At 68.8% G+C, this 13,005-nt stretch carries 14 protein-coding genes; 5 read left to right on the top strand and 9 right to left on the bottom strand.

The genetic code is table 11. The features are described from left to right. Window positions 1–43 precede the first annotated feature (43 nt). From ACZ7SW_RS18105 to ACZ7SW_RS18090, 4 genes are read right to left on the bottom strand one after another with little or no spacing between them, the layout of a single operon-like run. On the bottom strand, window positions 44–1,027 hold the full coding sequence (locus ACZ7SW_RS18105) for an ABC transporter permease (RefSeq protein ID WP_116205159.1): 984 nt from the start codon (window positions 1,025–1,027) through the stop codon (window positions 44–46). Next, window positions 1,024–1,983, bottom strand: coding sequence for an ABC transporter permease (locus tag ACZ7SW_RS18100; RefSeq protein ID WP_470231553.1), 960 nt, complete (start codon window positions 1,981–1,983; stop codon window positions 1,024–1,026). The genes ACZ7SW_RS18105 and ACZ7SW_RS18100 overlap by 4 nt, the downstream gene beginning before the upstream one ends. Further along, on the bottom strand, window positions 1,955–3,532 hold the full coding sequence (locus ACZ7SW_RS18095) for a sugar ABC transporter ATP-binding protein (RefSeq protein WP_470231552.1): 1,578 nt from the start codon (window positions 3,530–3,532) through the stop codon (window positions 1,955–1,957). The genes ACZ7SW_RS18100 and ACZ7SW_RS18095 overlap by 29 nt, the downstream gene beginning before the upstream one ends. Beyond that, window positions 3,532–4,608, bottom strand: a complete 1,077-nt coding sequence (locus ACZ7SW_RS18090; RefSeq protein ID WP_470231551.1) for an ABC transporter substrate-binding protein — start codon at window positions 4,606–4,608, stop codon at window positions 3,532–3,534. The genes ACZ7SW_RS18095 and ACZ7SW_RS18090 overlap by 1 nt, the downstream gene beginning before the upstream one ends. Window positions 4,609–4,811: 203 nt before the next feature. Between ACZ7SW_RS18090 and ACZ7SW_RS18085 the strand changes: the two genes are divergently transcribed. Beyond that, window positions 4,812–5,816, top strand: coding sequence for a LacI family DNA-binding transcriptional regulator (locus ACZ7SW_RS18085; protein ID WP_470231550.1), 1,005 nt, complete (start codon window positions 4,812–4,814; stop codon window positions 5,814–5,816). Here the strand turns inward: ACZ7SW_RS18085 and ACZ7SW_RS18080 are convergent. The 4 genes from ACZ7SW_RS18080 to ACZ7SW_RS18065 form a co-directional block, all read right to left on the bottom strand. Further along, on the bottom strand, window positions 5,813–6,409 hold the full coding sequence (locus tag ACZ7SW_RS18080) for a LysE family transporter (RefSeq protein WP_470231549.1): 597 nt from the start codon (window positions 6,407–6,409) through the stop codon (window positions 5,813–5,815). The two genes, ACZ7SW_RS18085 and ACZ7SW_RS18080, sit on opposite strands and share 4 nt — an antisense overlap. 263 nt (window positions 6,410–6,672) lie before the next feature. Beyond that, entirely contained in the window at window positions 6,673–7,362 is a 690-nt protein-coding gene (locus ACZ7SW_RS18075) for an alpha/beta fold hydrolase (protein ID WP_470231548.1), read from the bottom strand. Between the two features lie 177 nt (window positions 7,363–7,539). Next, window positions 7,540–8,100: a snapalysin family zinc-dependent metalloprotease gene (locus ACZ7SW_RS18070; RefSeq protein ID WP_470231547.1), complete on the bottom strand. Its 561-nt coding sequence runs from the start codon at window positions 8,098–8,100 to the stop codon at window positions 7,540–7,542. 145 nt (window positions 8,101–8,245) lie between these two features. Next, the gene (locus ACZ7SW_RS18065) at window positions 8,246–8,860 is read right to left on the bottom strand and encodes a YbaB/EbfC family nucleoid-associated protein (protein ID WP_470231546.1); all 615 of its coding nucleotides are present in this window, start codon (window positions 8,858–8,860) and stop codon (window positions 8,246–8,248) included. A 125-nt stretch (window positions 8,861–8,985) separates the two neighbouring features. On the opposite strand from ACZ7SW_RS18065, the gene ACZ7SW_RS18060 reads away from it, so the two are divergent. From ACZ7SW_RS18060 to ACZ7SW_RS18045, 4 genes are all read left to right on the top strand, one after another. Beyond that, a complete protein-coding gene (locus tag ACZ7SW_RS18060) occupies window positions 8,986–9,603 on the top strand; it encodes a TetR/AcrR family transcriptional regulator (RefSeq protein ID WP_470231545.1) in 618 nt (205 codons plus the stop codon). A 187-nt stretch (window positions 9,604–9,790) separates the two neighbouring features. After that, on the top strand, window positions 9,791–10,966 hold the full coding sequence (locus ACZ7SW_RS18055; protein ID WP_470231544.1) for a cytochrome P450: 1,176 nt from the start codon (window positions 9,791–9,793) through the stop codon (window positions 10,964–10,966). Between the two features lie 13 nt (window positions 10,967–10,979). Then, window positions 10,980–11,174, top strand: coding sequence for a ferredoxin (locus ACZ7SW_RS18050; RefSeq protein ID WP_470231543.1), 195 nt, complete (start codon window positions 10,980–10,982; stop codon window positions 11,172–11,174). 50 nt (window positions 11,175–11,224) lie between these two features. Beyond that, window positions 11,225–12,025 (top strand): TetR/AcrR family transcriptional regulator, encoded by an 801-nt coding sequence (locus ACZ7SW_RS18045; protein WP_470231542.1) that lies wholly within the window; start codon window positions 11,225–11,227, stop codon window positions 12,023–12,025. Here the strand turns inward: ACZ7SW_RS18045 and ACZ7SW_RS18040 are convergent. Beyond that, window positions 11,991–12,743 carry a methyltransferase domain-containing protein gene (locus ACZ7SW_RS18040; protein WP_470231541.1) on the bottom strand — a complete coding sequence of 251 codons (753 nt, stop codon included), beginning with the start codon at window positions 12,741–12,743 and terminating at the stop codon, window positions 11,991–11,993. The genes ACZ7SW_RS18045 and ACZ7SW_RS18040 overlap by 35 nt on opposite strands. Window positions 12,744–13,005: the final 262 nt, after the last annotated feature.

The raw sequence follows: 13,005 nt of genomic DNA, 5'->3' as shown, positions 1-13,005 counted from the left end.
CTCCTAGGGACAGGTGGATCAGCGCGGATGGAGCGGCACGAGGTCAGGATCGGCGGGAACGGGCCAGCAGCCGCTGGATCACGACGACGACCAGCAGGAACGCGCCGCTGACCACCGTCTGGTAGTTGGAATCGAGAGTGCCGACCTGGTTGATGACGTTCTGGATCAGCGTCTTCAGCAGCACGCCGACGAGCGTGCCGATGACGGTTCCCGCGCCGCCGGTGAGCAGCGTTCCGCCGATGACCACGACGGAGATCGCGTCCAGTTCCGTGCCGACGCCGAGCACGGTGACGCCCGATTGCAGATACGCCGCGGTGAGCACTCCGGCGAAACCGGCGAGCGTGCCGCTGAGCGTGTAGAGGGTGATTTTGGTGCGGGCCACCGGAAGACCCATCAGCAGTGCGGACTGTTCCGCGCCGCCGAGAGCGAACACCGACTGGCCGAACCGGGTCCGGCGCAGCAGCAGACCGCCGAGTCCGAAAAGGACCAAAGCGAGGTACACCGGTACGCCGACACCGAAGATCTTGCCTTGCCCCAACCAGAGCAAGGCCGATCCCGGCTCCACTTTGTACGTTGTCGCGCCCTCGTTGGTCAAGGCCAGCAAGAGCCCGCGCGCGAACAGCAGCGAGGCGAGCGTGACGATGAACGGCGCCATTTTCGTGCGGGCGATGAGGAGACCGTTGATGAACCCGATCAGTCCACAAACGACTAATGGCAGCAGGATCGCGACGACCAGGCCATAGCGGGAGCCGTACGCAGCCAGCACGCCGCCGAGCGCGTACACCGATCCGACGGAAAGATCGATCCCGCCGGAAATGATCACGAACGTCATGCCCAGCGCGATCACTGCCAGGAAAGAGCTTTGCAACGCGAGGTCGCGCAGGTTGTCCGCGGACCCGAAGCGCGGGAAGGCGAACCACGCGGCGGCCACGCCGAGCACGAGCACCACGGCCGCGCCTTGGCGTTGCAGGACTGCGGCGAACGCCGCGCCGCGTTCCGACGGCGGGGCGGCGGTGGTCGCGATCATCGCGTGCTCCGTTCCCGTGCGACATAAACCGCGGCGACGATGATGGCGGCCTGCACCATTTGCGCGGCGGAATCGGGCAGGTCGTGTTTGATCAGCGTCGCGTGCACCAATTGCATGAGCAGTGCGCCGAACACCGTGCCGAGTACGCGCACGCGGCCGCCGGTGAGCGGAGTTCCGCCGACCACCACCGCGGTAATTGCGGAAAGTTCCATCAGCAGACCGAGATCGTTGGGATCGCTCGCAGCGAGCCGAGCGGTGGACAGCACCCCGGCGATCGCCGCCAGCGCACCGGACATGGCGTACACGCCGATCAGCACGCGTTTCACCGGCAGTCCGGCGAGTGTCGCAGCAGGACGGTTACCGCCGACCGCGACCAGATGGCGGCCAAAAGTGGTGCGCCGCACCAGCAAACCGGCCAGCACCGAGAGAACAGCGGCCACCAGGACCATGATCGGCACACCGAGGACGTCGCCGGTTCCGAGCGCGAGGAAGTCCGGGTTGTGCAGCTGCACCAGCTGTCCGTGGGCGATCACGAGCGCGAGCCCACGACCGCCGACGAGTAAGGCCAGCGTCGCGATGATCGGCTGAATGCCGAGCTGGGCCACCAGAAACCCGCTGAACAGCCCGGATGCGACCCCTGCGATCAGCGCGACCACGATCACCATCAGCGGCCCGGCCCCGAGGTACAGCGGGACGAGCGCGGCGGCGACCGACATCACCGAGCCCACCGACAGGTCGATGCCCTCGGTGCCGATCACCAGCGCCATGCCGAGCGCGACGATGCACACTGGCGCGGCTTGCACCAGCTGCGTGCGGAAGTTGGCCGCGGAGAGGAAGTTCTTCGTGAACGCGATGTTGAACAGCAACAGCACGACCACGGCCAAGTACACGCCGTAGTTCTGCAGCCAGCTCGTGACGCGGGTGCGGTCAGGTCTCGTCAGTGTCGCGGTCGACATCGTTGTCACCCCCTGCGGCGATGGCCGCCAGCACGTTGTCCTCTGTGACCGCGTCGCCGGCCAGTTCGGTGGCGACGCTGCCGTCGCGGAGCACGACCACCCGGTCCGCGCCGTCGAGAATCTCTTCCAGTTCGGACGAAATCAGCAGCACGCCGAGCCCGTCCTGGGCCAGTTCGTCGATGAGCGCCTGCACCTCGGCCTTGGCCCCGACGTCGATGCCGCGCGTGGGCTCGTCCAGCAACAGCACTTTCGGTCCGGTAGCGAGCCAACGTGCCAGCAGTACCTTCTGCTGGTTGCCGCCGGACAGCTCGGACACCTTCTGCTCCGGGCTGGACGCCTTGATCCGCAACCGTTCCATGAACGTCTTCACCACCCGGTCCTGTTTGGACCGGCTGACGAAGCCGAAAGTGGACAGTCGCGGCAGCGCGGCGAGCACGATGTTTTCGCGCACGGACAGGTTCGGAATGATCCCGTCCGCCTTGCGATCCTCGGCCAGCAGCGCGATCCCAGCCCGCATCGCGGCGGAGATCTTCCCGCGCTTCAACGGCTTTCCGGACAGCAACACGGTACCGCCGTCGAGCGGGAAAGCCCCGACGACAGCACGCGCGGTCTCGCTCCGGCCGGACCCGAGGAGCCCGGCCAGCCCGACAACCTCGCCCGGCCGTACGCTCACCGAAACGTCGTGGAGCTTGTTCCCGCCAGACAGATTCGAGGCCTGCAGCAACGGTTCTTTCTCCGCATGATGCTCCTCGCCGAACGCAGTGACGCCCTCGGCGCGGATCTGCCGGATCTCCCGGCCGAGCATCATCGACACCAGCTCAATACGCGGCAACGGCTTCAACGGTCCACTGTGGACCACGCGGCCATCGCGCAGCACCGTGACGCTGTCGCACACCCGATACAGCTCGTCCATCCGGTGACTCACGTAGAGCACCGAGATGTCGTCGGCGTGCAACCGCGCCAGCACCTCGAACAAGGTGTCCACTTCGCGCGGTTCGAGCGACGACGTCGGCTCGTCCATCACGACCACACCGGCCTTTGTGGACACCGCACGCGCCAGCGCGACCATCTGCTGCGCGCCTACCGCGAGCGTGTGCAGCGGACGCCGCACATCGGTGTCGATCCCGTACCCGCTGAGCAGTTCGCGCGCCTGCTCGTTCATCGCGGACCAGTCCACCAATCCGGTGCGGGTGCGCGGTTCCCGGCCGAGGAAGACGTTGCTCGCCACGCTCATCAGCGGAACGAGGTTGACCTCCTGGTAGATGGTGGAGATCCCGGCGCGCTGCGCGTCGATCGGCCTGCGGAACCCGACCGGTTCGCCGAGGTGGCGCACCTGCCCCTCGTCCGGCCGGTACACGCCGGTGAGGACTTTGATCAAAGTGGACTTGCCCGCGCCGTTTTCCCCGACCAGCGCGTGGACTTCGCCGCGGCGCAGGCTGAAGGAGACGTCGTCGAGGGCCACGGTGCCGGGGAACCGCTTGGTCACCCCGGACACCTCGAGCACCGGTGCGGTCATGGTCGCCACCTGGGTGTCGGCCGCGCTCGTCATCAGTACGCGTTCCCGACCTTCTGGGCCGCGTTCGATTCGTCGTAAGAGTCGTCGGTGATGACGATGCTCGGCGGGATCGGCTTGCCGTCCTCGAACTGCTGCAGCGTCTGGAACGCGAGCTGCCCGAACCGCGGGTTCGATTCGACGACCGCGTTGTAGCTGCCGTCTACGATCAGCTGCACCGCGTTGCGCGTGCCGTCGACGGACACGACCTTCACGTCCTTGCCGGGGTTCTTGCCCGCGGTCTTGAGCGCGTTGACCGCGCCGATGCCCATCTCGTCGTTCTCCGCGTACACCGCGGTGAGGTCCGGGTGGCTCTGGATCAGCTGTTCCATCACCGACTGGCCCTTGGACCGGTCGAATTCGCCGGTCTGCTCGGCGACCACGGTCAGGCCGGGCGTCTTGGCGAGTTCGTCCTTGAACCCCTTGGTGCGGTCGGTGGTCACGTTGTTGCCCGAGGAGCCGAGCAGGATCGCGACCTTGCCGTTGCCGCCGGTGGACTTCGCCAGCGCGGCGGCCGCGCGGTGGCCCTGTTCGATGAAGTTGGAGCCGATGAAGGTGAGGTAGTCGGTGCACGCCTTCGACGTCACCTGCCGGTCGATCGTGACCACCGGGACCTTCTTCGCCTTCGCCGCGTCGAGCGCGGGCTGCAGCCCGTCGGAGTTCAGCGGGGCCACGATGAGCAGCTGCGCGCCCCGGTCCAGCAGCGATTTGATGTCCGAGATCTGCTTGTTGAGGTCACTCTGCGCGTTCGTGGTGAGCAGGTGGTCGGCCGGGATGCCGAGTTTGCCCGCCTCGCTGCGGATGGATTGCGTCTCGGCGATCCGGAACGGGTTCGCCTCCTTCTCCGACTGGGAGAAGCCGACGATGGCGGTCTTCGGGTCGAGCTTCGGGTATCCGGTCTTGTCGATGGTGCAGCCGTCGGCACTCGGCGCGGCGGACGCGGCCGAGGCGGCCGGGCCGGAGCCGTTGCTTTGCGCGGCCGGGGTTTCCTCGCGGCTGGTGCACCCGGCGAGCACGAGTGCCGTGGCGGCGCCGGCGACCAGGGCGAAGCGGGCAGGGACGGACGGGGACACGGCGGACTCCTCGCAGCCGACGACTGGGGCAACCCGCTCGGCGGCGTGACGACCGTCACCTCGCTGAGCTCCGGCTATTTTTACATCGTTGGAACAACGTTGTAAACAGGCAAAACGTCGCTACACTACGTGGTCGTCGGGGCTGGTGCCGGGAGCCTCGCGGGCCCGTGATGGGCTCTGGGCGGACGAGATGAGGAGTCAGCGTGGCCGTGACCCTGAAGGACGTCGCTACGCTGGCGGGCGTTTCGGTGAAAACCGTGTCGAACGTGGTGAACGGCTACGCGTTCGTGAAGCCGGAGAACCGGCGGCGCGTCGAAGAGGCGTTGGCCGCGACCGGATACCGGCCGAATGTGGGCGCGCGCAACCTGCGCCGCGGGCGGACCGGATTCCTCGCGTTGATGGTGCCGGAGCTGAGCATCCCGTACTTCGGCGAAATGGCCGGGCTGGTGATCACCGCCGCGCAGCGCCGCGGATGGAGCGTGCTGATCGAGCAGACGCAGGGGACTCGCGACCGGGAGCGGGCCACTGTGGACTCACTGGGCCCGCATCTGGTCGACGGTGCCCTGGTGCATCCCGAAGCGCTCGAAGCGGATGATTTCCCTGACGCGGAAGGGAAAATCCCGCTCGTGCTGCTCGGCGAGCACGCGGTGGACGTCGCGCTGGACCGGGTGGCGATCGACAACGTGCAGGCCGCGCACGTCGCGGTGTCGCACCTGGTTTCGCTCGGCCGTCGCCGGATCGCCGCGATCGGCGCCAACCCCAAACGCGGAACGTCGTCGTTGCGGCTCGCCGGTTATCGGGCAGCGTTGGCGGATGCCGGTTTGCCGTCGGCGGATTCCTTGGTGGAGCCGGTGGCTAAGTACCACCGCGCCGAGGGGGCGGCGGCGATGAAACGCTTGCTGGCCCAGGAAGAACCGCCGGACGCGGTGTTCTGCTTTAACGACCTGCTGGCCGTCGGCGCGTTGCGTTCGGCGGCCGAGCACGGGCTTCGGGTGCCTGACGACATCGCCATCGTCGGCTTCGACAACACCGAGGAGAGCGCGTTCAGCCTGCCCGCGCTCACCACGATCTCGCCGGACAAGGCGGCCATCGCCGAGGCCGCGATCGATCTCATCCACAGCCGCCTCGCCGGTACCGAGAGTGCTGAGCCGTGCTCGGTGCAGCCGCCGTTTTCCCTGGAGATAAGGGAAAGCACGGTCGTTTCCTAGAGCAGCCGCACCGCCAGCACGAGAATCACCGCGCTGGACAGCAAAGCGGTGCCGAGCCGTCCGCGCGGACCGGTGAGTCCGCGTCCGAGCAACGCTCCGCCGATGGCCAGCAGCAGTTGCCAGCTGGCTGAAGCGGCGAACGCGGCGGCGGCGAACACGGTGCCGTTGGCTGGTCGTTCGCCGAGGACGAGCGCGGTGAAGTAGATGATGGTGGACGGGTTGAGCATGGTCAGGCCGAGCAGGGTCGCGTATGCCCGCAGCGGGTGTGGTTCCGTTGCCAGCAAAGGAGTTTCGGCGGACCGGTAACGCCGGATAGCCCGGACCGCGGTCCACGTGGCGAGCAGGAACAGAGCTGCGGCGGAGGTCAGGCGGAGGGGAGTGGTGATCGGGGCGAGCAGCGGGGCCAGCGCGGCGCCGCCGGTGGTGGCGAGAACGGCGTAGACGCCGTCCGCGGTGGCCACGCCCATCGCCGCGGCCGCCCCGACCCGCCACGACGTTCGTGCGGTGAGTTCGACCAGGTAGACGCCGATCGCACCGACCGGCATGGCGATCCCGTACCCGGCGACGAGCCCCGCGACCAGCGCGGGGCTCATCGAACGGCCTGGCTCGTCCCTTCCCGCGCCGTCTGCTGCTTGCCGTACGAGACGAGACAGCGGGACGGAGGACGGTGGGCGGGTTCGGTGGTCATGGCGGGAATACTCGGCTGTCCGAACGGGGCTGGGCAACCGAATTTCCGCAGTGCCAGGGTGGGCGGATGCCGGTTGAACAACCTGTCTCGCCGGTCGTCCGGTACCGGGCGGTGGATCGGGAAGCGGCCCGGGCACACGCGACCGATGCCGCGGCGGAAAAGCAGCCGCTACTCGCCGCGAGTCGCCGCCGCGATCTTGTCGATCACCTCGGCCACCGCTTCCGGCTGAGAGAGCAGCGAGTAATGGCTGGCAGCCAGTTCGACACAAGCGGACCCGGCCCGCTCGGCGGACCAGCGCTGCAGATCCGGGTTCAGGATCTGGTCCTCTGTGGACACCGCGTAGGCGGTCGGCAGGTCGTGCCAGGCTCCGGGGCCGGTCGGCGTGGTGAAGGTGGCGGCGTGGGCCCGTCGCTGCACTGCGGCCAGTGCGGCGGTCCGCTCGCGCGGCACGTCGGCGGCGAGCGCGGCGTGGAAGCGGTTCGGGTCGAGGGAGGTCCAGCCGTCCTCGTGGAACACCAGGACGTCGCCGCCGGGGGATTCCGGGAAGCGGGCGTTCAGCGAGGGGATGGTCTCGCCTTCGTCGGGGACGTACGCCGCGAAGTAGGCCAGGCCGGCGACCTGCGGGTTGTCCTTCGCCGCACCGGAAATGACCATGCCGCCGTAGGAATGGCCGGCCAAGACGACCGGTCCGGCGAAGCCGGCGATCTCTCGCCGGACTTCGGCGATGTCGTCGGCCAGCGTCGTCATCGGCAGGTGCGCCGCGCGGACCCGGTGTCCCCGCCGGTGCAGCGCGGGGACCACGTCCAGCCAGACCGACCCGTCGCCCCAGGATCCGTGTACCAAAACGATTTCCGCCATGGAAGACTCCTTCTCTCCGAAGGCGAGCCAACCAGCGGCGGTCCGCGGTCATCCCTGAAACGGCGTGATACGGAGGATTCCGGCCGCAGAGGCGGCCCGAACGGCGCTATCCGACACCGGAACCTTGACAGCGAAGCGGCGGCCGGGACGCACCCGGCCGCCGCTCGCTCACCTAGTTCAGCCGACCGGCGAGTGGTCGTAGATCCGCTGCTGCGGACCGGAGACCGCGCTGAGCCCGTTGGCCCACAACCGCTGCACCCGGGACGCTTCCTGGGAGTTCGGGTTGGCGTTGCGGCAGGACGGGCCGGGGCCGCCGCCCGACATCAGTTCGGAGCACGGGCCCGAGTAGTGGTCCGGCAGCCCGAGGGCGTGGCCGGTCTCGTGCGCGGTGATCCGCGTGTTGTCGTACTGCTGGGCCTGGCTGTAGTCGATGAAGATGGTGCCGTGGCCGTGTCCGTCGGTCTGCGCGTACGAGCCCCGCGGGTCGTTGCCCTCGGTGTAGCGCAGCGTGGCCCCGGACGAACGCTCGACCAGCTTCACGTTGGTCACCGCGCGGTTCCAGTTCGCCGCGCCCGCGTTGATCGCGGCCCGGAACGACGGTGCGCCTGACGTCGAGTAGTAGACCGTGGTGGTCGCGGCGGCGGAAGGAGCCGGAGCGGCGACCGCTACCGCGCCCGAGAGCGGGGCGGCGGCCAGAGCGAGTGCGACCGCGCCGGACAGCACGAACTTCCTGGACATAAGAAAGCTCCTGGGGGATTGGGGAGTTTGCCGGGTTTGCGCGCGCTCAACCCAAAGTAGGCATTAGCTCCCGGAATGTGACCCCCCATTCGTACGGTCCGGTAACTGGTGATTTCCCACCACTAACGACGGGTTGACAACCGGGTCACCACGGCTGCATCTCGTCGTCGTCCTCGCCTGCCGCGCGTCGGCGGTGCGGACCGGACGTCGGCCGGGGCGGTTCGGGCGCGGCCGGGGGCGGCGGGGTGTTGCCGGGAGGCGGCATCGGCGGACGGCTGTGGGTCGCGCCGCCCGGCGGGGGCATCGGGCGGCCGTAAGCCGCGCTGCCCGGGGGAGTGGTGCTGCCCGGCGGCGGTCCCGGGTACCGCGCGGGCGGTTCGGACCGCGGCGGCTCGGCCGGCGGCTCCGGCTCCTGCGCTTCCTCGGGCTCCGGCAGATACGACTTGACCACGTTCATCATCTCGCTGTCGCCGGCGATCGGCTCGAACGCGTCGATGACGTCGCGCGACACCTGGCGCTGCGCTTTGCCGTAGGCGTCCATGATCGAGGCGGTGAGCCGGGCGCCGCCGTGCCGCAGGGCGCGGTCGTCGATCTCCAGGTTCTTGAGCGCGCCGTTCGGGGCGACCGAAACCGTCACCAGTCCGTCGCCGGATTTGGCGCGGCCCTCCGCGGTGCTCAGCGTCTCCTGCAGGGCGGCGCTTTTCGCCTGCATCTCGTCAATCCGCCGCTGGAAGTCGTCCAGCCACCCCTGATCGTCCACCGGCGAACGCTATCGACCGCCCCCGCCCAGTTGGTGAACCTCGGATGGCTGGCGGGCGACGAAACGATCGACATCCGCGGCGGGCCGGAGCCGGATGAGGCAAGGCGAGCGGTAACAATGGGCAAGTGTCCGAAGAAGTCCAGGCCCGCACGCGCAACCGCTGGGGCGAGGGCGAACGGCTGCGCGGGGAGATCCTCGCCGCGGCCAGCAAGCTCCTGTCGGAACTCGACGGCGAGGACGCGCTCACCATCCGCGGGGTCGCCCGCGCCGTCGGCATCGCCCCGGCCAGCATCTACCAGCACTTCAGCGATCGAGCCGCGCTCGTCATGGGACTCACCGAGCACGAGTTCGGCCGGCTGCGCGTCGCGATGGACGCGGCCGAGTCCCGTCTTCCCGCCGGGGACGCGGTGGGCCGGGTGCGTGCGCTGCTGCACGCGTACTGCCGTTTCGCGATGGCCAACCCCGGCCACTACCGGCTGATGACCGCCAACGGGGCCAGCCGCACTTCGCCGGAGGCCCGGGCGCACGGCCCGGCGGTCGATCTCATCGACCGGATGACCGCCGCGTTCGCTCGCTGCGCCGAGTCCGGCACCCCGCTCCGGGTGCCCGCCGAACGGGCCGGGGTGATCGCGTTCGTCGGCGCGCACGGCCGCGTCGCGCTGTTCCATTCGACCGGAAGGAAGCCGGGCGGGGACGAAGTGGTCAGCTTCGCCGACGAGCTGCTGGCGCTCATTTTCGCTTGAGCCACGGGCGTTTTCTCCCGTTTTTCTCCGCTCGCGCACGGCCATCCCGGTGATCTTGACCCGCACGGGTGGGCAATCGTTCACCAAGCCGCCTAACATGTGTTCAATAAGTATCCGAACACTCGTTTGGTGACTTCTCCTCCTGGAGGCTGCGATGCCGGAGGCCCGGCCTGTAGAGCAATTCCCGATGTCCCGCGGGCGCTGCCCGTTCGATCCGCCGCCCGCGCTCGACCGCAAGCTGCGCGACGAGCCGGTGTCGCGCGTGCGGATCTGGGACGGCAGCGAACCGTGGCTGTTCACCCGCTACGAAGACGTGCGCGCGCTGCTCGCCGACCCTCGGGTGAGCGCCGAACCCGATCGCGCCGGCTATCCGCCGCAGACGCCCGGGATCAAGGCGCGGCGCAGCCGGTTCAAGTCGTTCATCGGCATGGACGACCCGGAGCACGCGGCCCAGCGACGGCTGCTCACCGGCGATTTCATGGTGAAGAAGATCCAGCGGATGCGACCGCGGATCCAGCAGATCGTCGACGAACTGCTCGACGAGATGCTGGCCGGTCCGAAACCGGCCGACCTCGTGCAGGCGTTCGCGCTGCCGGTTCCGTCGCTGGTGATCTGCGAACTGCTCGGCGTGCCATACGACGACCGCGACTTCTTCCATCGCTGCAGCAAGACCCTGGTCTCGCGGGAGGCGACCGCCGAAGAATCGGTCGCCGCGGCGGCGGAATTGCAAGGCTATCTCGCGCGGTTGGTGGAGAAGAAGATCGACGACCCGGCCGACGACGTGTTCAGCCGGCTCGCGACCGGACCGGTCGCCACCGGCGCGATGACCGTCGAGGAAGCGGCCGCGATGGGGCAGCTGCTGCTCGTGGCCGGGCACGAGACCACGGCGAACATGATCGCGCTCGGCACGGTCGCGTTGCTGGAGAACCCGGACCAGCTCGCCGCGGTCCGCGACGGCGACGACGCCTTGCTGGCCAACGCGGTCGAAGAGCTGCTGCGGTACCTGACGATCGTCCATTCCGGACGCCGTCGTGTCGCCCTTGAAGACCTGGAGATCGGCGGGCAGGCGGTGCGCAAGGGCGAGGGCCTGGTCGCGGCCACGGACATCGCCAACCGCGACGAGACGCAGTTCCCCGAGCCGGACAAGCTCGACGTCACCCGCAAGGCCCGCCACCACGTCGCGTTCGGCTACGGCGTGCACCAGTGCCTCGGCCAGCCGCTCGCGCGGGTCGAACTGCAGGTGGTGTACCGGACGCTCTACCGGCGGATCCCGACGCTGCGGCTGGCCACGCCGGTCGAGGAGTTGAAGTTCAAGCACGACATGGTCGTCTACGGGGTGCACGAACTCCCCGTGACCTGGTGAAAGGAGTCGCGAGATGAAGGTGGTCGTCGATCAGTCCCGCTGCGTCGGGGCCGGGCAGTGCGTGCTTGTCGCGCCCGAGGTGTTCGACCAGCGCGACGAAGACGGGATCGTGGTGCTGCTGCGGGAAAACCCGCCTCCGGAGCTGCACGCGCGGGCTAAGGAGGCGGCTCAGCTCTGCCCGGCGCTCGCGATCGAGGTGGACGGCTGAGCGAGCGGCCCCGGCGGTCCTTTATCCTGTAAGGGGAAAGGGGTCCGCCGGTGGTCGTGTTCGCGGGGCAGGGCGACGCCCGCCGTTCGATGGAATTGCTGTGGCGCGCGGGCAGCGAACCGCGCAGCGCACCGGGGCCGAAACCCGCGCTGAGCGTGGACCTCATCGTGGGCGCGGCGATCGAACTCGCGGACGCCGAGGGCATGTCGGCGTTGTCGATGCGCGCGGTCGGGGAGCGGCTCGGGCGCACGGCGATGGCGCTGTACACGTACGTGCCGAGCAAGACCGAGCTGATCGACTTGATGTGCGACCAGGTGTTCGGCGATCTGCGCGACGACCACGACCTGTCCGGCGGATGGCGTCCCGCAGTGTTCGAGCTGGCCGGTGACCTGTGGGAATTCCATTTGCGACACCCGTGGCTGCTGCAGGTTTCCTACGCGCGGCCGGTGCTGGGTCCGGGGGAGTTCCGAATGCAGGAGACGGTGCTGCGGGTGCTGTTCGCGACCGGCCTTCCCGCCGGTCAGGTGCGACGGCTGGTGGGCGCGCTGCTCAACGTGGTGCGCGGCGCGGTGCAGATCGCCGCCGAATCGCGGTTGGCGCTGAAGGAAACCGGACTGTCCGATGAGGACTGGTGGCGGGCGCGGACCTCAGCGCTCGGTGAGCTGGCTCCGGATCTGGCGGAGCGGTACCCGAATGTCGCTCGGCTGGGCAAGGAGAGTTCGCCGCCACCGCCCGTCGGAGTGTCCTATTTGGAGCATGAAGCGCGGCTGAGCTTCGAAGCCGGCGTGGCGGTGCTGGCGGACGGGATCGAGGCGGCTATCGCTTGCGCGCCTCGATCAGGTACCGAGTAGTCGTCGCGACGAACGGCCCCTTCCGCAGCTCCTCGTGCAGCTCCCGCAACCGCGGCAGATACTCGTCCACAGTGAACCCCGGCACCATCCAGATCACCTTGCGCAGGAAGTAAATCACCGCGCCGATGTCGTGGAACTCGGTGCGCAGTTCCTCGAAGCGCAGATCCACCACCTCAAGCCCGGCCTTCTCCGCCGCGGCCTTCGCGCGGTCCGGATGGCGGCCGTTGCGCACCTCTGGCGGCTGCGGCCCGAGGAAGTACTCGACCAGCTCGAACACACTCCACGGCCCGACCTGTTGCGACAGATAACTGCCGCCGGGCTGGAGGACGCGTTTGATCTCGTCCCACCAGACAGTGACCGGATGCCTGCTGACGACCATTTCGAACGTGTTGTCCTGAAACGGAAGCGGCGGCTCGTCAGTGTCCGCGACGACGGTCGCACCCCGCGGTTCGAGCAACGCGGCGGCCTTCTCGATGTTGGGCGGCCACGATTCGGTGGCGACCGTCAACGGCGGCAGCACCGGCACGCCTGCCAGCACCTCACCGCCGCCGGTCTGGATGTCCACAACGGACTGGACGTCCCGCAGCCGTTCGCCGAGCAGCCGCTGATACCCCCAAGACGGCCGTTGCTCGCTCGCCCTGCCGTCGAGCCACGAGAAATCCCAGCCGGCCACGGACACCGACGCGGCCTCGTCCACCAGTTCGTCGAAGGTGCGCATCCGGTGATCGTCACAAATTCGGCGCGGGCGGGCCACTCGATTTCCGCTTCTTCCCCGGACCGATCGATTTCGGCCGCGGCGAAATCGGGGTGCTGGCGGGCGCCACCAGATGACTGACCGCCACGACGGCCAGCAGCACCCGTGCCCGCTGGACGGGCACTGGTACTGGTCGCGGCCTGGCGCTCAGCGAGGACCTCGGCGGCGATCTCGCCGGGACGGACGGGTCCTCGGGCGGCGACGGTCGCCAGCGCCTGGATCCGGG

The sequence above is a fragment of the Amycolatopsis sp. NPDC114484 genome (assembly GCF_055633755.1).
Note: the sequence above shows the minus strand (reverse complement) of the source record. Positions and strands in the feature narration are given on the sequence as shown.

Coding starts and splice junctions, on each gene's coding strand:
- ACZ7SW_RS18070 (WP_470231547.1), bottom strand. CDS start 8,100: ATGTCCAGGAAGTTCGTGCTGTCCGGCGCGGTCGCACTCGCTCTGGCC.
- ACZ7SW_RS18075 (WP_470231548.1), bottom strand. CDS start 7,362: ATGGCGGAAATCGTTTTGGTACACGGATCCTGGGGCGACGGGTCGGTC.
- ACZ7SW_RS18055 (WP_470231544.1), top strand. CDS start 9,791: ATGTCCCGCGGGCGCTGCCCGTTCGATCCGCCGCCCGCGCTCGACCGC.
- ACZ7SW_RS18105 (WP_116205159.1), bottom strand. CDS start 1,027: ATGATCGCGACCACCGCCGCCCCGCCGTCGGAACGCGGCGCGGCGTTC.
- ACZ7SW_RS18040 (WP_470231541.1), bottom strand. CDS start 12,743: ATGCGCACCTTCGACGAACTGGTGGACGAGGCCGCGTCGGTGTCCGTG.
- ACZ7SW_RS18100 (WP_470231553.1), bottom strand. CDS start 1,983: ATGTCGACCGCGACACTGACGAGACCTGACCGCACCCGCGTCACGAGC.
- ACZ7SW_RS18095 (WP_470231552.1), bottom strand. CDS start 3,532: ATGACGAGCGCGGCCGACACCCAGGTGGCGACCATGACCGCACCGGTG.
- ACZ7SW_RS18050 (WP_470231543.1), top strand. CDS start 10,980: ATGAAGGTGGTCGTCGATCAGTCCCGCTGCGTCGGGGCCGGGCAGTGC.
- ACZ7SW_RS18080 (WP_470231549.1), bottom strand. CDS start 6,409: ATGAGCCCCGCGCTGGTCGCGGGGCTCGTCGCCGGGTACGGGATCGCC.